Origin of the sequence: Mycobacterium sp., assembly GCF_049280035.1 — a bacterium.
GTDB lineage: Bacteria > Actinomycetota > Actinomycetes > Mycobacteriales > Mycobacteriaceae > Mycobacterium.
On sequence record NZ_JBAPPI010000271.1, the window covers coordinates 1 to 16,039 of the forward strand.

Annotated in this window: 17 protein-coding genes; 12 read left to right on the plus strand and 5 right to left on the minus strand. The window is 64.5% G+C overall.

The features are described 5' to 3' along the window. Window positions 1-43: 43 nt before the first annotated feature. The 3 genes from WAN71_RS08680 to WAN71_RS08690 all read left to right on the plus strand — a co-directional run bounded on the left by WAN71_RS08680 (window position 44) and on the right by WAN71_RS08690 (window position 2,394). The gene (locus tag WAN71_RS08680) at window positions 44-832 is read left to right on the plus strand and encodes an enoyl-CoA hydratase/isomerase family protein (RefSeq protein WP_422224934.1); all 789 of its coding nucleotides are present in this window, start codon (window positions 44-46) and stop codon (window positions 830-832) included. Window positions 833-1,018: 186 nt separating this feature from the next. After that, a complete protein-coding gene (locus tag WAN71_RS08685) occupies window positions 1,019-1,240 on the plus strand; it encodes a hypothetical protein (RefSeq protein WP_422224935.1) in 222 nt (73 codons plus the stop codon). Beyond that, window positions 1,237-2,394 (plus strand): alkene reductase, encoded by a 1,158-nt coding sequence (locus WAN71_RS08690; RefSeq protein WP_422224936.1) that lies wholly within the window; start codon window positions 1,237-1,239, stop codon window positions 2,392-2,394. Before WAN71_RS08685 ends, WAN71_RS08690 begins: the two co-directional genes overlap by 4 nt. Window positions 2,395-2,438: 44 nt before the next feature. Here the strand turns inward: WAN71_RS08690 and WAN71_RS08695 are convergent, their stop codons facing one another. Further along, window positions 2,439-3,269, minus strand: a complete 831-nt coding sequence (locus WAN71_RS08695; protein WP_422224963.1) for an esterase/lipase family protein — start codon at window positions 3,267-3,269, stop codon at window positions 2,439-2,441. A gap of 11 nt (window positions 3,270-3,280) precedes the next feature. Then, the gene (locus tag WAN71_RS08700; protein WP_422224937.1) at window positions 3,281-4,720 is read right to left on the minus strand and encodes a WS/DGAT/MGAT family O-acyltransferase; all 1,440 of its coding nucleotides are present in this window, start codon (window positions 4,718-4,720) and stop codon (window positions 3,281-3,283) included. A 217-nt stretch (window positions 4,721-4,937) separates the two neighbouring features. Here WAN71_RS08700 and WAN71_RS08705 point away from each other — a divergent pair, with 217 nt between their 5' ends. The 3 genes from WAN71_RS08705 to WAN71_RS08715 all read left to right on the plus strand — a co-directional run bounded on the left by WAN71_RS08705 (window position 4,938) and on the right by WAN71_RS08715 (window position 9,029). After that, window positions 4,938-5,708, plus strand: coding sequence for an SDR family NAD(P)-dependent oxidoreductase (locus WAN71_RS08705; RefSeq protein ID WP_422224938.1), 771 nt, complete (start codon window positions 4,938-4,940; stop codon window positions 5,706-5,708). 44 nt (window positions 5,709-5,752) lie between these two features. Next, window positions 5,753-6,229 carry a winged helix-turn-helix transcriptional regulator gene (locus WAN71_RS08710; RefSeq protein WP_422224939.1) on the plus strand — a complete coding sequence of 159 codons (477 nt, stop codon included), beginning with the start codon at window positions 5,753-5,755 and terminating at the stop codon, window positions 6,227-6,229. A 61-nt stretch (window positions 6,230-6,290) separates the two neighbouring features. After that, window positions 6,291-9,029, plus strand: a complete 2,739-nt coding sequence (locus WAN71_RS08715; protein WP_422224940.1) for an AAA family ATPase — start codon at window positions 6,291-6,293, stop codon at window positions 9,027-9,029. A gap of 15 nt (window positions 9,030-9,044) precedes the next feature. Here WAN71_RS08715 and WAN71_RS08720 read toward each other — a convergent pair whose 3' ends face one another. Next, window positions 9,045-9,926, minus strand: a complete 882-nt coding sequence (locus tag WAN71_RS08720) for a LysR family transcriptional regulator (protein ID WP_422224941.1) — start codon at window positions 9,924-9,926, stop codon at window positions 9,045-9,047. Window positions 9,927-10,051: 125 nt separating this feature from the next. On the opposite strand from WAN71_RS08720, the gene WAN71_RS08725 reads away from it, so the two are divergent. From WAN71_RS08725 to WAN71_RS08745, 5 genes are read left to right on the plus strand one after another with little or no spacing between them, the layout of a single operon-like run. Further along, the gene (locus WAN71_RS08725; protein WP_422224942.1) at window positions 10,052-11,023 is read left to right on the plus strand and encodes a quinone oxidoreductase family protein; all 972 of its coding nucleotides are present in this window, start codon (window positions 10,052-10,054) and stop codon (window positions 11,021-11,023) included. 17 nt (window positions 11,024-11,040) lie between these two features. After that, window positions 11,041-11,916 (plus strand): dioxygenase, encoded by an 876-nt coding sequence (locus tag WAN71_RS08730; RefSeq protein ID WP_422224943.1) that lies wholly within the window; start codon window positions 11,041-11,043, stop codon window positions 11,914-11,916. 4 nt (window positions 11,917-11,920) lie between these two features. Next, window positions 11,921-12,454 (plus strand): carboxymuconolactone decarboxylase family protein, encoded by a 534-nt coding sequence (locus WAN71_RS08735; protein WP_422224944.1) that lies wholly within the window; start codon window positions 11,921-11,923, stop codon window positions 12,452-12,454. A 13-nt stretch (window positions 12,455-12,467) separates the two neighbouring features. Next, window positions 12,468-13,025, plus strand: a complete 558-nt coding sequence (locus WAN71_RS08740) for a carboxymuconolactone decarboxylase family protein (protein ID WP_422224945.1) — start codon at window positions 12,468-12,470, stop codon at window positions 13,023-13,025. Further along, window positions 13,022-13,822 carry an SDR family oxidoreductase gene (locus WAN71_RS08745; RefSeq protein WP_422224946.1) on the plus strand — a complete coding sequence of 267 codons (801 nt, stop codon included), beginning with the start codon at window positions 13,022-13,024 and terminating at the stop codon, window positions 13,820-13,822. The genes WAN71_RS08740 and WAN71_RS08745 overlap by 4 nt, the downstream gene beginning before the upstream one ends. Here the strand turns inward: WAN71_RS08745 and WAN71_RS08750 are convergent, their stop codons facing one another. Continuing rightward, on the minus strand, window positions 13,823-14,428 hold the full coding sequence (locus WAN71_RS08750; protein WP_422224947.1) for a hypothetical protein: 606 nt from the start codon (window positions 14,426-14,428) through the stop codon (window positions 13,823-13,825). A gap of 212 nt (window positions 14,429-14,640) precedes the next feature. On the opposite strand from WAN71_RS08750, the gene WAN71_RS08755 reads away from it, so the two are divergent. Then, complete coding sequence (locus WAN71_RS08755) at window positions 14,641-14,883, plus strand: long chain fatty acid-CoA synthetase (protein WP_422224964.1); 243 nt, start codon at window positions 14,641-14,643, stop codon at window positions 14,881-14,883. Window positions 14,884-14,925: 42 nt separating this feature from the next. Here the strand turns inward: WAN71_RS08755 and WAN71_RS08760 are convergent, their stop codons facing one another. After that, on the minus strand, window positions 14,926-16,014 hold the full coding sequence (locus WAN71_RS08760) for an SDR family oxidoreductase (protein ID WP_422224948.1): 1,089 nt from the start codon (window positions 16,012-16,014) through the stop codon (window positions 14,926-14,928). Window positions 16,015-16,039 lie beyond the last annotated feature (25 nt).

Here is a 16,039-nt window from a genome sequence, read left to right on the forward strand (position 1 = left end):
GGCTCAGACTGTGCAATCCTCCGCCGCAGGGAAGGAATGACGAGTGAATCGCTCCAAGCCTAAGGTTCTTTTCACCCGCGACGGCCCGCTGGGTACCGTGACGCTGGCCAGCCCGCCACTGAATCTCATTGGCCAGCAGCTGATTTCCGATCTTCTGGCTGCGCTCGACCAGGTTGAAGCCGCGGCGGGGCTGCGGGCATTGGTGCTGCGAGGCGAGGGCAAGGTCTTCAGCGCCGGAGCAGATGTCGCCCTGTTTGCGGGGATGACGGCACAACAGCTGCGTCCGCTGATCGGCTCGTTCCTTGATCTGGGGCATCGCATCGAGCAGCTGCCGTTCCCGACGCTGGCTGCAGTCCACGGGACGTGCATGGCAGGCGGCTTTGAGCTGGCCCTGTTCTGCGATCTGATTTGGGCTGCCGACGGCACAATGCTAGGTCTGCCCGAGACCCGGTTGGGCATCGTTCCGCTGGCCGGCGGCATCGAGCGGATCGCCGCCCGTGCCGGCCTCGGGCGCGCGCGTTCGGTGGCGCTGGCCGGGGAGTTGCACACCGCGGAGGAATTCGCGGCGTGGGGAGTGATCGATCGCGTGCTTGCCGCCGATGAGTTGCACAGCGCCGCAGAGGAATTCGTTAGCAGGCTGGCAGCCGGACCGACGCGCGCATTCGCGGTGGTCAAAGAACTCACCCGCGCCTACACCGCCGGCGGCGTCGCACGCGCCGACGCGCTGCTGACCGATGCCGCGGTTGGGCTCTTCGACACGGAGGATGCGCGCGGCGGGATCCAGACTTTTCTGGAGTCCGGTCCCGGGCATGCGAGGTTCGCCGGCCGCTGAGGGTGCCCGGGAACTGACCGTCACTGGCCGGGCCGCCCTCACCTGAATGGGTGACGGAACGCCGTCCTGCGGCATGCCAAGTTTGGGTGAGGCGCTCTCTGGGCGCGTGACGCAACCACATTGGAGACGACGTGATGGTTCCCAGTTCGGCTGGCGCGGCTGATCTTCGCGCTGAGGTGTTCATGCTTGGGCGAGAACGAGATCCTGTTCGACAACTCGACTTGTATCCGCGACGCAGCGGTGGCGGCCGGCGTCGACACGACCTTTCAGCCGTGGACGCATGGAATTCACGGATGGCCGGTCTTCATATCGGCGGGAATACCGGAGTCGGCGCTCGCGATTGAAGATCTCGCGGGCATTTTCGGAATGCACGCCCGCAGCGACACCGTAGAGGAGGCAGCCTCTTGAGCACGCCGCCAGAGCACAACGCGGCACAGCCACTGTTGTGGCCCTACCGCGCAGGTGACTCCCCGTTCGCCAATCGCGTCGTCATGGCGCCTATGACACGAAGCCGCGCAACCAATCCTGACTTGGTGCCGACGGAACTGCACGCGCAGTACTACGCTCAGCGCGCGTCGGCCGGGCTGATCATCACCGAGGGCACCTGGGTCAGTCGCGACGCCGTCGGCTGGCACGACGTTCCCGGATTGTTCACCGACGCCCAGGTCCGCGGCTGGTCCGGAGTGACCGAGGCCGTGCACCGTGCGGGCGGGGTCATCTTCGCGCAGCTCTGGCACACCGGCTCGTTATCACATCCCGATTTCTTCTCCGGCACACCACCGTTGGCCCCTTCGGCGGTTAACCCTGGGTTACACTCGCCAACCTCGTCGGGCAACCAGCCGACTGAGACTCCCAGAGCGATGACGCAAGACGACATTCGCAGGACGATCAACGACTTCGCGACGGCTGCAGCGAACGCCGTACGGGCCGGGTTCGATGGTGTGCAACTTCAGGCGGGGTTCAACTACCTGATTAGCCAGTTCCTCAACCCACGCACAAATATCCGCACCGACGACTACGGCGGTTCGATCGAAAATCGGGCACGCTTTTTGTTCGACGTACTCGACGCCATCGGCACACGCATCGACATCAGCAAGGTGGGGGTCAAGGCCGGGCCGGCGTGGGGTGAACGCGGCGAGTTCGTCTCGACGGCCGACACTCTGGAGACCAGCGAGTACGTGATTGAGCGGCTCGACGAATATTCGCTAGCGCACTTGCTATTGATGGGCGCGATGGCCGATCTCAGTGGTGGTCCGCTCTCGGATCTGCAGGGCGACAGGATGTTCAAGCATTTCCGGCCCCGCTACCGCGGCACCATTATCGCCAACGTCGGGATGACGCGCGAACGCGGAAACCAGCTCATCGATGACGGTCTGGCCGATCTCGTCGCGTTCGGCGAAACGTTCATCGCCAACCCCGACCTACCGTCACGCTTTGCCGCCCTAGCGCCGATCCGACGATCCGACCGCGCCTTGCACTACACACCCGGCCCGCATGGATACACCGACTATCCACACTACGAGCTGGCCACCGAAACCCAAGACGGCGAACAGATTGCGTGAGCCTTGTTCTTTAGCGGCACACTCGCAGTTCGGCTGATGAAAGCTCACTGAGCCCTTCTGTGGTGGGATCCCGGAGCGCGCTGGGGTGGTGAGTCGGCCGCGGGATATAGCGGCCGCAGCGCGGCTGGCGCCCGGAATGGCGCCCACTGGCCGAGCGGCTGTGCCAGCCGGTCGGCGGCGGCCCAGATCACCGCCGGGTGGTGACCGAACCCCAAATGGCTGCAGAGCACCGCGATGTTCTCGGCCCGCGCGGACGGCAGGTCGAGGCAAGCCTGCCAGGCGACGATGCCGTCGTATCGGGAGTAGATGGAGGTAGCCGGCACCGGCAGGGCATCGAGGCCTGACTCCAGCGGCAGCTCCCTTGGCACGACATGTAAATGGGCGTAGCGGTCGAAGGCGCGACCGGCGCGGGACTGGCTTTCGTGGGCGAGGCGAATCGGGCTGCCCAGCGTGATGACCTGGCGCACGGCAGTTGGAGCGTCTCGGGCCAGGGTGCGAGCGTAGATGCCGCCGAGGCTCCAGCCGATCACACTCACCGCCGAGTCGTATCGCGACCGCAGGTCGAGCAAGCGGGTCTGGAGTCCGGTGATCGTCGCGGCCGTCGGGCCGAGGTTACGTCCGAGCCGCCAGCCGTGCACCCGGTAGCCCAGGTCGCGCAGGATGCGCCGCAGAGTCCAGGTGGACCCGTCGTCGGCCAGCAAACCCGGCAACACCAGTACCGGGTGCCCGTCGCCAGTCGGCAGGAGCTGCCTGAGCGGCAGCGCGGCGATCAGCCACCCGTATTCGGCCGCCGCACGGGCGGGGTCTGTCAGGTAGAGCCACGACGGGGGAGCGCTCACCCCGGCGGGGCCGGTAGGTATGTACGGCCGCGACATTGGACTCGGCATCAGCCGACTCCGAAAGCGTCAGACAGTGTGGTGAGTTCGTCTTTGAGCGCGTCGATGATCATCTCGACATCGGGCACCAGGTCGCGGTCGGCCAGTGCGCCGAAGTTGAGCTTGCCTTTGGACCCCAACACGGTGAGGTTGAGTCCCTGTCCGTCGGCGATCGCCGAGAGCGGGTAGATGCCGTCGAGCCGCGCCCCGCACAGGTAGAGATCCACGGCCGGCCCGGGAACGTTGGAAATGACCAGGTTGAACGGCGGGACCCGCTCCAGTAGCCGCAGTCTGGTGGCCAGCCGGTTGGCCTGATTCGCCAATGCCGGCATGGAGAATTGGGCGATGTCGGTGAGCAGCTCGGCGGGCAGCGCGTTGTGCTGCTCCTTGGCCGCGCGCATTGCCTCATGCACGGCTGCCAGCCGCCCGGCCGGGTCCGCCAAATTGGTGGGTAGCGGCGCGATGACGGACGAGACCCGGTTGCCGTGGGCGCCCTTTTGCTCTTCGGTGCGGATGGATACCGGAACGGCGGCCAGCAGCGGTCCGTCGGGCAGGGCATCGTGTTTTTGTAGCCAGATGCGCAGCGCGCCGGCGCACAGTGCCATCACGACGTCGTTGACTGTGACGCCGGCGGCGTTTTTGATCTCCTTGACCTGCGCAAGCGGGAGGCTGGTGAATGCCCAGCGCCGATGCGGGCCGATGTTCTTGTTGAACGGCGTTGCGGGCGCGATCAACGGCGGCGCCGACAGGACGACGCCGCGGTCACGGCGCAACACATACCGGTCGATGAGCGGCAGCCAGGGGCGCGCGGGACTTGCAACAAGGGCTGGCAATGAACGCACGATATCCGCCGAGACCCGCACGGCCCGAACCGGATTGGTTGCCAGCGACGCAGCGCTGCGCACCAGCAACTGCGCAGCGCCGGGCTCGGCTTCCGGACGCCACGAGTCTGGCTCGCCGGTGTCGCGCGGCTCCGGCGAGGTGTCCATCAGCGCGGCAAGCAGGTCGTTTCCCGACACCCCGTCGATGGCCGCGTGGTGCACCTTGGTGTAAAGGGCTTGCCGGCCGCCCTGGAGGCCGTGGATGAGGTAGGTCTCCCATAGCGGGCGGCGGCGGTCCAGCGGCCGCGCGTGCAGCCGGGCTGCCTGGACGGCCAGCTGCCGATCATCCCCCGGGGCGGGCAACGCGAGTTCGCGGACATGGAACTCGATGTCGAAATCGGGGTCCTCGATCCAGTACGGCTGATCCAGCCCAAAAGGCACCTCCACCAAGCGGCGGCGAAACGGCGGTACCAGATGCAATCGGGACTCGATGAGCTCGGTCAGCCGTTCAAGGGTCAGCGCTTCGCCGCCCGCGGGCGGATCCAGGACGGACACACTGCCCACGTGCCCGTAGGCCGTAGGTGAGTCGAGCGCCAAAAATGCGGCATCCAAACCGGTCAGCTGCTGCATCAAATCCTCCGGTACGAACTCAGATCAGACCTAAGCCGAGTATCGACCATGTTAGAACCAGTTTTCGCGACTTACCGGGCTTCAGAGGACGGCTCAACTGAGTCAACACCGGCCTCCTGCGGCAGCTACCGGAATGGCTTCACACGGTACACCGCTAGTAGTACTTTGCAACTAATATCCGGCGGACGACGACGGGTCCCGACGAAAGGACACTGAGATGACTACGACGACGGTCCTCGACCGCTTTCGGCTCGACGGGAAGGTGGCAATCGTCACCGGGGCCTCTTCCGGTTTGGGCATCGCCTTCGCCCGGGCACTCGCCGAGGCGGGTGCCGACGTGGTGTTGACCGCGCGCCGCACAGATCGGCTCAAGCAGACTCATGCCCTGGTTGAGGAGCTGGGCCGGCGCGCGTTGACGATAACCGCGGACGTCGCGGTTCCCGAGGACGCACAAGCGGTGGTCGACGCGGCGATGACCGAATTCGGCCACGTCGACGTGCTCGTGAACAACGCCGGCAAGGGCACCGCTGTACCGGCCACACGCGAGACGCCAGACCAGTTCCGCGAGGTAATCGACATCAACCTCAATGGGTCCTATTGGATGGCCCAGGCGTGTGGCCGGGTGATGCAGCCCGGCAGCTCGATCATCAACGTCGCCAGCGTCGTCGCGCTGACTAGCGGCAGGCTGCCCCAGGCCGCCTACTCGGCTAGCAAGGCCGGTGTGACAGGCCTGACCCGGGACCTGGCCGTGCAGTGGACCGGTCGCAAGGGCATCCGGGTCAATGCCCTGGCTCCAGGCTTCTTCCCTTCGGAAATGACTGATCAGTTCCCCGAGGGTTACATCGACAGCCAACTGCCGCGCGTACCCGCCGGGCGCCCAGGAGATCCGGAGGAGCTTGCCGCGGCGCTGGTGTTCCTCGCGAGCCCTGCCGCGGCCTATGTCACTGGTGCGACGCTGGTCGTAGACGGCGGCCTCACCGTCTCTTAGGCAGGTTTTGAAAAGCAACGGGGATCGGGATTATCCTGCTAGCTGTGAGGCACGCGGATTTACTCGACGAGAACTGCGCGATCGCCCGCTCGGCCGGGATCGTGGGCGAGCGCTGGGTGTGGGTGATCCTGCGCCAGGCGTTCAATGGCGCTCGCCGGTTCGAGGAATTCCAGCGCGGCATCGGGTTGGCCCGTAACGTTCTCACGGAGCGCCTGAATTGGTTGGTCCAACATGGCATTCTCGAACGGCGCCGCTACGCCGAGCATGCCGCGCGCGACCTCAATGAGTACCGGCTGACCCCCAAGGGCCGCGCACTGTTCCCCGTCTATGTCGCCCTGATGCAATGGGGCAACGAGTGGACCGGTCTTGCGGCCCCGCCCGTTGACCTGCTGCACAAGCCCTGTGGACACCGCGTCGGCGTCCGCGTGGTCTGTTCGCAGTGCGGTCAGGACATCAACGTCCGCGACACTGAGCCGGTCGTCGGCCGCGGCCTGATCATGCATCGCCCCAACCGCTCATGAACCGGCTCCCCCGGGGGGAGCAAGCGTCGTCGCCACGGCGACGGCTTGGAAAGGTTGCCCGATGAGGCCCTACGGGCCGCTGCGCGGCCGCGATGAGGAGCTGGCGAGCGCGATCGGCGTTGTCCGCCGCACCCGTGTTCATGGCGCCAGCGGCGTAGTGCTCGTTTCGGGTGGTGCGGGTATCGGAAAGACGGCGCTACTTTCGGAGATCTGCCGTCAAGCAACCCACACGCGGATCCGCGTGACGCGAAGCAAGTGTGACGAAATCGAGCAGGCCTGCCCCGGTGCGCCGATCATCGGGCTGCTGCGCAGCGGTCGGGATCCGCTTTTGACGGCGGACGAATTCCAGGAGATCGCCGGGCTGACCGGCGAGCCGCTGGTACTGGTTGATCGCGCCGCCGAACACCTCGAGCGGCTGGCGGATGACCACCGCATGATGATCGCCGTCGACGACGTGCAATGGGCGGACCGGCTCAGCCGATATGCGTTGCGGTCGTTGATCTCTCGACTGGCCGGTCGGCCAGTGGTGTGGGTTCTGGCCAGCCGCTCCGCGGCTGCCGGTATCACCGTTAGCGCCGCGGATACCATAGCCGTAGAGCACATCCGGCTGGCGGCGTTGCCGCGGGGCGCGATCGCCGAGATCGCTCGGGATCGCCTCGGCGACAGCCTGACCGGTCGCGTTGACGAGCTACTTGACGCCGTCGGGGGTAATCCGCTGCTGGCCACTCAAGTCATTGACGGCGCGGCCCGGTCCGCCGAGACAGGTCGCGACGAAGACATTCCGGCTGAGTTTCATGCCGCTGTGTTTCAGCGGCTGGCCGGCTTGTCGAACACCGCGCGGGAAATCATCGAAGCCCTCGCCGCCGCCGGGCGCCCGGTGCGAATCGATGAATTGCCCGGTCTTTGTGACATGACGCCCGGACGCCGGTATGACGACGCGGTCGCCTCAGTGATTTCAACGGGTTTGGTGACTTCGACCGGCGCCGAACTGAGGTTCGGACACGACCTCGCCAGGCAGGCGGTGTACGAACATATGTCCCCCGAGATACGGCGTCGGCTTCACACCCGATTGGCACGACATCTTATGGATTCCGCGGCAGATCCGGTGCTCGCCGCCACCCACGCCCGCGCGGCCGCCGCTGTCGGAGACGAGTCCAACGCCCGGATCATGGTCGCCGCGGCGGAAGCTTTGGTCACGGGGAGCGCTGTTGACGCCGCGGACCTTGCGCTGCAAGCTTTTCGGACGCTGCGGCCCGGTCAGCCGCAGTGGTTGGAGGTGGGCGAACGAGCGGTGGCGGTGATGTCGCGCGCAGAGCGCGTCAATGACACCATCGAGGCGGCTGACCGGCTGCTCGCCACTATCGACGATGTGGACACGATCAGCCGGATCCAAACCCACGCCGTGAAAGCACTGTGGCTCAGCGGACGCATCGCTGATCTGAACGATCGCGCTGAGCGCAGCCTCGCATTGACCACCGGACGGCGCGACCTGACTGCCCGCTTTCAGGCAGCGCATGCCTTGGCGGCCACTCGTACCGTGGGTGCCGACGCGGCCGCTGATCAGGCTGACGCCGCGCTGTCGGAGGCCAGAGCGTCACGCGACGGTGACGCACTCGCTTTGGCATTGCATGCCGCTGGTGAAGCCGCCCACAGTCAGCGCCGATATCAGCTGGCGCTCAAATATTTCCGTGAACTGCGATCGGTGACGGGGGATTCATACCTCGCTGAAGAGATCATGCAACTGCAACTTCTCGATCGCTACGACGACGCCCAAATGCTTCTCGACGGCGCACACGAGGATAGCCACGCCAAGGCCGAGTCGCTGCGTCCCGACCTGCTGTTCGCCCAAGCCAAACAGCACTACAACCTCGGCCAACTACGCGAGGCCGATCAAGTCGCCGCGGCCGTTGTTGAACTCGGGCAGGCAATAGGCACCACGGTGCACGTCGTGGAGGGCACCTTGATACGCGCTTACGTTGCGTTGCTACGCGGCGAGGCGGCGTTGGCCGCGCAACGACTCGAGCTGGCTTCCGAGCTCACTCGCGAACAGCCCAGCGGGCACCCCGCTGTGACATTCACCCAGGGCTGGTTGACCGCACTGCGGGGTGACCTCGACGGTAGCCGCCAAATCTTGTCGGGGCTGCTCACGGCGCCACACCAATCTCGCAGCTACTGGGCGTGGTGGCCCTGCTGGATGACGATCCTCTTTGAGGTCGGAATGGCATGCGGGGCAGTGGAGTTCACTGAGGGCGCCGTTGAGATTGCTGAAGAGGCCGCGGGACGCAACCCTGATGTCGCCACGTTGACCGGGTTGGCATTGAACATGCGTGGGCTGTTCAACCGCGACTTGGCCATGGTGGACGAGTCGGTAAGACTCTTACAGCACAGTCCACGACGAGTATTGCTGGCCGCCGGAGTAGAAGGCTACGGCACCTTGCTGCTGGACGCCGGGCAACGCGAAGCTGCGCTGCATCAACTCGACGCCGCCTGGGACGACTACGACCGCGTTGGTGCCTTTGCACGCCGGGCAACGGTTCAGCGCGTCATGAGGCAAGCGGGCGTCCGGCGCGCAAAGTGGGTCAGCGATTACAACGGGTCGGAGCCTCAGTCGCTTACCGAGGGTGAACGGCGGGTGGTGTATTTGATCGCCGACGGCCACACCGACAAATCCGCTGCCAAGACGCTGGGGATATCGGTGAATACTGTTGGCACCCATCTTCGTTCGGCATACTCAAAACTTGGAGTCCAGTCGCGGGTGCAGTTGGTCAATGCGCTACGCGAACGCGGTGAACTGAACTAAGTGATGCAGTCCGCGTCAGCCGACGTGGCGGATCAGGGTGTCGATGAGCGCGTTAATCGCAGGGCTGGCGTGTTGGGATGCCGCGTAGGCGATTGACAGCGTCCAGGTGATGGATGGATGCAGCGGAACTGTGTGTAGGTCGGGGAAGCGGTTGGCCGCGCTGGTAGGCAGGATGGCCGTCGCCAGTCGGTGTCGGATGAGCTCAGCCGCGATCGCATAATCGGCGACTTCGTAGGCGCTGATCGGGTGGACGCCGGCAGCGGCGAAGCCGGCATCGAGGCGCTGCCGTATTCCCCATCCAAGCGGGAAGTTGATGAAGTCGTGTCCTGCGAGGTCGGTGAGTTGCACCCGCGCGCGATCTGCCAGTGCATGGCTGGCGTCGCAGACGAAGACCATCGGTTCGCGCAACAGCTCACGCATCGCTACCAGTTGGGAGCCCGGTGAGGTAATCGACACCAAGGCCAGGTCCATCTGGCCGTCGGCGATCGCGGTCAGATGCCCGGCTGAACCTGTCAGGCTTTGCCGCAGGCGAACGGTGATCAACGGGTTGGAGCGGCGGAACTCTTCCAGTGCGGCAGGCAGATCCAATGTGCCCCAGGACATCAGGGTGCCTACGGTGACGGTGCCGGTGAGCTGATCACGGAATGCATCGACCGACGTCCGTGCTCGGTGAGCGGTGTGGATGACTTCCCGGGCGTGCTGAAGGAAGACTTCGCCGGCCGCGGTCAGCGCGATTTGGCGTTTGGAACGGTCGAACAGTTCGACGCCCAGCTCGTTTTCCAATTTGCCGACCGATGCCGAGAGGGCAGACTGCACGACATGGATTCGGTGGGCTGCCCGGGAGAAGTTGAGATCGGCAGCCACTGCAACGAAGTACTCCAGGTGGCGGAGTTCCACGGTGGCCATCCTATCGCGTTTCGCGATTGTAATGTTCTCTTTTCGTCGTTAGACGCGATGACCGGTTCGGGTGTTAGCTAGACGGTGTCCGACAAAAACCAACAGCTCACAGGAGGAACAGACTCATGCGGGCCTTGCGTTTTACCGAATTCGGTGACCCCGGTGTTTTGCAGGTGACGGACCTGCCGGATCCGACGGGTACGGCACGAGAAGCGGTGATTCGAGTCGAAGCGGCGTCGGTGAATCCGTCTGACGTGAAAAATGTTGCCGGCGCTATGAATTGGACGATATTGCCACGGACACCTGGGCGGGACTTCGCCGGCGTGGTCATCAGTGGACCGCCCGAGTGGCAAGGAGCCGCGGTGTGGGGCACCGGGGGGGACACCGGGTTCACCCGAGACGGGTCGCACGCCCAGTTGATGTCGGTACCGGTGGAAGCGCTGGTCCGCAAACCCGAACGGCTCAGCTTCGACGAGGCCTCCACGGTCGGGGTCAACTTCGTCGTGGCGTGGTACGGGGCGGTGGAGACTGCACAGCTGGCGGCGGGCGAAACCATCGCTGTCTTCGGGGTTTCCGGTGGGGTGGGAGGAGCGGTGGCACAAATCGCCCGCGCGCGTGGCGCCAAAGTGATTGGTGTGGACCGTCGCCGGCCCGCTCCGGACACCGCCGCCGCGGCCGTCATTGACGACTTCATCGCCTTCGACCCGGCGGCAGACGTCGGCACCGAGATCAAACGACTCACTGGCGGCAGCGGCGTTGCCGTGGTGTATGACGCCGTGGGTGGAGTAACGACGTCGGCCGCCTTGGCCGCGCTGGCTCAGCGGGGCAGGCTCGTGGTGATCAGCGTCGTCGGCTCGCGCACCGTCGAAATCGACCTGCTGGACCTGTACCGCAACGAAACTCGAATCTTCGGCATCGACAGCACAAGGCTCACCGTCGTCGACTCCGCGCGGCGGCTCCAGCAGATGGCGCCCTACTTCGAGTCCGGGGAGTTTCGGCCACTTCCGACCACCGCCACCTATTCACTCGACGACGCGGCTCCGGCCTACCGGGCCGTCGCCGACCACGTGCCCGGCCGCGTCGTGATCCGGCCCTGACAAAGAGAGGCAAGGCAATGTCATCCAACCTGACCGAACAGACAATTACCGAGGTGGTGCAGCGGACCTTTGACACGTCTACCGACGAGCGCTTCCGGCAGCTGTTCGTCAGTCTGGTGCAGCACCTCCATGATTTCGCGCGCGAGGTGCAGCTGACCGGTGAGGAATGGTTCACCGCCATGGACTTCCTTGAGCGAGTGGGCAAAATCTCCAGCCCAACCCGCCAGGAGGTGATGTTGCTATCAGACATTTTGGGGTTGAGCGTGCTGCTGGACAGGATCAACCAGCACGTCGGCTCTTCGGTCACCGATTCAGCTCTGCTTGGCCCGTTTTACGTCGAGGGCCGTCCGACCGCCGACAACGGGGACGACATCTCCGACGGCGTGGCGGGTACACCAATGTTCGTCACCGGCCGGGTTGTCGATGAGCAGGGCAGGCCGGTCGCCGGCGCTCACGTGGACACCTGGCACAGCGATGGTGAAGGTTTCTACGACGTTCAGCAGGCCGAGAAGCTGCACAACGAGTTCGCCATGCGAGCACTGCTGACCACCGACGACGACGGACGCTTTTGGTACCGGTCCATCAAACCCCGCTATTACCCGATGCCCACCGACGGCCCCTGCGGGGAAATCATGCGCGCCGCAAACCGATCCGTGATGCGCCCCCAGCATGTGCACTTCTGGTTCCATGCCAACGGCTACCAACCGCTGATCACGCAGCTGTTTGACCGAGGCGATCCGTACATCGGCCGCGACGCGGTCTTCTCGGATGTGGAATCGCTGCAGGCGGACTACGTGCGCCACGAGCCCGGAGTCGCCCCAGACGGGACGACGGTCGAGGAGCCCTTCGTGACGTTGGATTGGACCTTCGCCCTCGCCGCGGACAAGGGTTAGGCCAATGTCACGGATATCGCTGACGAGCATCGACCAGCAGCCCGAACCGATCCGGCAATTCATCGCGCGCCGCGGCGATCTCAACGCGTTTCGATTGCTCGCCAACGCCCCGCTGGTGTTCATCGGATGGTCGCAGATGGTCGACGAGCTGTTCGACAGCCCAACCTTCAGCCTGCGGATGCGGGAGGTGGTCATCCTGCGGGTGGCCCATTTGCAAGGCTCACGGTATGAGCTCGCCCAGCACGTAGGAATCGCCCGCGCCGCCGGGCTGACCGAGCAACAGATCAATGCCATCCTCGATACAAACGACATCGACGCAGCCGGCTTCAGCAGAACCGAACGCACTGCACTCGACGTCGTCACCGAGTTGTGCGGCACCCACCGATTGCGGGACGACTCCTTCGCCACAGCCCACGGCGTGTTCGGCGACGAGGCGCTCACCGAGTTGCTGATGATCGTCAGCTGCTATTACGGCCTGGCGTTGGTGCTCAACGCCGCCGACCTCGACATCGACGCCACAGCCAGGTTCCAGCCCTGACAGGAGAAACCAAATGACTCGAATCGCTTATCGTCAGCCGGAAGAGATGACCGAGCAGGCCCGCGAATTGACGTATGCGCGGGGTAATCTCAACGTCTACCGTGCTTTGGCCAACGCCGAGAAGGTATTCACCGGCTGGATGCTCGCCGGGCAGGCTGCCCTGACCAGTAAGGTGCTGCCTGTCAGATTGCGCGAACTTGTCGTGCTGCGCACCGCCTATCTGATGGACTGTCCCTATGAGCTCGGGCAGCATCGCGACGTGGCGCGGACGGCTGGAGTCAGCGGAGACGAGATCAACGCCCTTACCTCCGAATCGGATTGGCTAGAAGGCCATTTCAACCCCGATGAACTCGCCGTGCTGCACCTGACAACCGAGCTGCTCACCACACAGAGCGTCTCAGCCGAAGTGTTCGATCAAGTGCACCAGGCCCTTGGTTCGGAGGCCACCGTCGAGGTTTTGATGGTCATCAACCGGTACTCGGGGCTGGCGCTGATGCTCAACGCGCTGGACGTCGACCTCGACGAATCCGCCCGGCTGCCGATCCCGTCAACACAGGAGCCCCGACCGTGAGCCAGAGTCCGTTCCGGGCCGATCTCCTCCAGGGGAAGGTGGCATTAATCACCGGCGGCGCTACCGGACTGGGACTCGAAATCGCTCGGGTGCTCGGTAGTCACGGGGCTCGCATCGCCATCTGCAGCCGGAAGGAAGCCAACCTCCAAGCTGCGGTTGCGGCGTTGCGGCAAGATGGGATTGAGGCCTGCTACGACGTCTGCGACGTCCGCCGTCACGACGAGGTGACGGCGGTAATCGAGGAAGTGCTGCGAACATTCGGTCAACTCGACGTCGTCGTCAACAATGCGGCCGGAAACTTCCCCGTCCCGATCAGCGGCCTCAGCCCTAACGGGTTCAAAGCCGTGGTCGACATCGACCTTTTGGGGACATTCAACGTATCGAAGGCAGCCTACGAGCTATGGCTGCGTGATCACGGCGGCGCCGTGGTGAACATCAGTGCGGCGATTCAATACCGCGGCATGGCGCTGCAAGCGCACGTTGTTTCGGCCAAGGCCGGCATTGATGCGCTGAGCCGCGCTTCTGCGATCGAATGGGGGCCTGACGGAGTTCGCGTCAATATCGTTGCCCCCGGGGCGATGTCAGGAACCGAGGGGGTGAAGAGAATCGCCGGCGATGACCAACACCGCACCATCCAGAATCCCCTCAGGCGTTCGGGTTCGACCACTGAGGTCGCCGAAGCGGTGTTATTCCTGGCCAGTGATGCCGCGTCGTACATAACGGGAGCAACTTTGGTCGTCGACGGCGGCGGTTGGCTGACCGCCAGTGGCGTGCCGGATTTGCCCGGCTACCACTGACTATGCGATGTAGCCCCGCGGCAACACCGAGAAGTCAACGCACGCCGCGGCCAATACGTCGCCCACCTCGGGAGCGACTGGCGCGCGGAGCTCAAGTATTGCGCCGGCTGACGGTGCCTTCAGGGCGGCGACATTGTGGTTGGTCATTAGCTGAATGGCCTCGGATTCGATATCGCTCCAACCGGTGTGAACCGTCATCAGGGTGAGGACACCGAGTTCGTGGCCTGCTGGGGACAGCAACCGATGGTGCCAGGCCTTGTCGGCCTTGAATCCGCTGTGCGGCTGCACCACAGCCAGGACGGTGCCGCCGCCGGTTTCGAGCCGTGCCGCGCCGTCAGCCGGCACAATCCTTCCCACAGCTTCGCTCTGCCTTGTAACGGTCGTGGTTCCGGCGACCGCAATACGGAGTTCATCGCCTGCGGCGTTGGACAGCGTGTAGTTGCTTTTGCCACCGTTCTTGACCCCGAGCAACACGCCGAGTCCATTTTTTTGTCGGGCGCATGCCAACTCGGTGCCTTCGGGGGTGGCGAGCTGGACTCGCAGTGCGTTGGACGTCGACCTCGTCACTCGCGCCACTACGACAGTTGCGTCTCCAAGAATCGGCATGCCGAAATCGTAGGCCTTGTGCGCCGATCAGTTTGCGGTTCTCAAATGGTCGCGGTCAGGGGCCAGACGTTCCAGATCGTGTCGCTGATCCACTACCCGGCGTCGGGCGATTAGGTATTTGGCTGCTCGTCGGATTACCCTTGCCACGGTTCGTCGTCGACTCAGGATAGAACTCTATGCCTATTCAGCCCGCGCTCGTGCGCATACGACCGCTGCGCAGCGGCCGTACCCAACGTGTCGCCCATCGTAAGAACCTCCCGACGGTCGGTCAGTGCTTCGACATCGAAGTCACTCGCGAGACTAACGGGTGGCTGATCCGGATCCCCGAGATCGGCGGGGTTACCCGCGCGAGCCGCCGGTCCACGGTCGAGGTCGCGGCGCGGGAATGCATCGCCACTCGAACGGGCATCCCGATCGGCTACATCGCCGTCTTTGTTGCGCGCGAGATCGGCTAGCGCCGAATAGCTTTCGCTAGCCAGTGCCTTGTCAACGTGGCGCTAACTCGCTGCGGGCGGCAGGAACTTGTGATCGATGAGCGACTGCAGTGCGTTGCGGAATGCGTCCTCGGTGTCGATGGCTTCGGTGAACCCGGCTTGGCGCAGCTTGACGGTGCTGACGAAGGCGCGGGGTCCTTCCGGTGCGCCGTAGGCGAACGCGAAGTCCGCGTGCTGGTCGCCATGCCCGACCAGTTCGCGCAGACTCAGCGCACGAAGGCCGTACTTGGTGACGATGTGATCCCACAGATCGGAGTGGTCGGCGAGGTAGCCGGCCAGACTCATCGGAGTATCCGGTCCGGTTTCGACGCCGAGGGTTCTGGCCAACGCGGGCCACGCATTCCGCCATTCAAAGACGTCACCGTTGGTGATATTGAACGCCTCGTTAGCCGCTCGAGGCGATCCCGCAGCCCAGACCATGACATCAGCGACGAGGTCGGCGTCGGCGGCTTCCCAGACGAACGACGGGCCACCGGGAAAGCCAAACGGTTCGCCCTTCTCGCGCTGGATCGCAGCGTAGACACCGATTGCCGGAAGCACGTTCAGCGCGCCAGGCGTGGGACCGGTGACTAGTTGCGGGCGCAGCGCCGTGTAACTGAAGCCGTGTCTGGCGCCCATTTCTCGGACATAGTCTTCCTGGTCCAAGAAGAAGTTCGGATGCGGATCACGCGGATCGCTTTCCCGTGCCGGGATGGGGATCGGGTGCAGATGCACACCGTAGACCTTCGTTCCCTGCAGGATGCTGATGTGTTGAAAGTCTTTGGCGCTGGTCAAGATCGGTTCGACGACGTTGCGCAACATGGCGTTGTTGGTTTCGATCTGGTCTTTGCTCGACCAGCCCGCGACCAGGTCGGGCTTTTCATGCAGCGCTGTGTAGGCGATGTGGGTGATGTCGGTCAGCGGCTCGAACGCCGCACGGGCCGCATCGCGATCCTGCAGATCGACCGACAGGAACTCGATTTCCCGTCCGCTCGATAGCTCGGGCTTGCGACGGGAAACCCCGACCACGTCCCAGCCCGCCGACAGGAACTTCTCGATGGCGGCAACCCCGAGCAAGCCGCTCGCTCCGGTGACCAAAACCTTGTTTGACATGACGACCTCCGTTGCCTGGTAGGCG

Excerpts from the sequence above, each read along its gene's own strand:
- WAN71_RS08695 (WP_422224963.1), bottom strand. The coding sequence starts at position 3,269 with ATGTCGCGGCCGTACATACCTACCGGCCCCGCCGGGGTGAGCGCTCCC.
- WAN71_RS08700 (WP_422224937.1), bottom strand. The coding sequence starts at position 4,720 with ATGCAGCAGCTGACCGGTTTGGATGCCGCATTTTTGGCGCTCGACTCA.
- WAN71_RS08705 (WP_422224938.1), top strand. The coding sequence starts at position 4,938 with ATGACTACGACGACGGTCCTCGACCGCTTTCGGCTCGACGGGAAGGTG.
- WAN71_RS08715 (WP_422224940.1), top strand. The coding sequence starts at position 6,291 with ATGAGGCCCTACGGGCCGCTGCGCGGCCGCGATGAGGAGCTGGCGAGC.
- WAN71_RS08725 (WP_422224942.1), top strand. The coding sequence starts at position 10,052 with ATGCGGGCCTTGCGTTTTACCGAATTCGGTGACCCCGGTGTTTTGCAG.
- WAN71_RS08730 (WP_422224943.1), top strand. The coding sequence starts at position 11,041 with ATGTCATCCAACCTGACCGAACAGACAATTACCGAGGTGGTGCAGCGG.
- WAN71_RS08735 (WP_422224944.1), top strand. The coding sequence starts at position 11,921 with ATGTCACGGATATCGCTGACGAGCATCGACCAGCAGCCCGAACCGATC.
- WAN71_RS08740 (WP_422224945.1), top strand. The coding sequence starts at position 12,468 with ATGACTCGAATCGCTTATCGTCAGCCGGAAGAGATGACCGAGCAGGCC.
- WAN71_RS08750 (WP_422224947.1), bottom strand. The coding sequence starts at position 14,428 with ATGCCGATTCTTGGAGACGCAACTGTCGTAGTGGCGCGAGTGACGAGG.
- WAN71_RS08760 (WP_422224948.1), bottom strand. The coding sequence starts at position 16,014 with ATGTCAAACAAGGTTTTGGTCACCGGAGCGAGCGGCTTGCTCGGGGTT.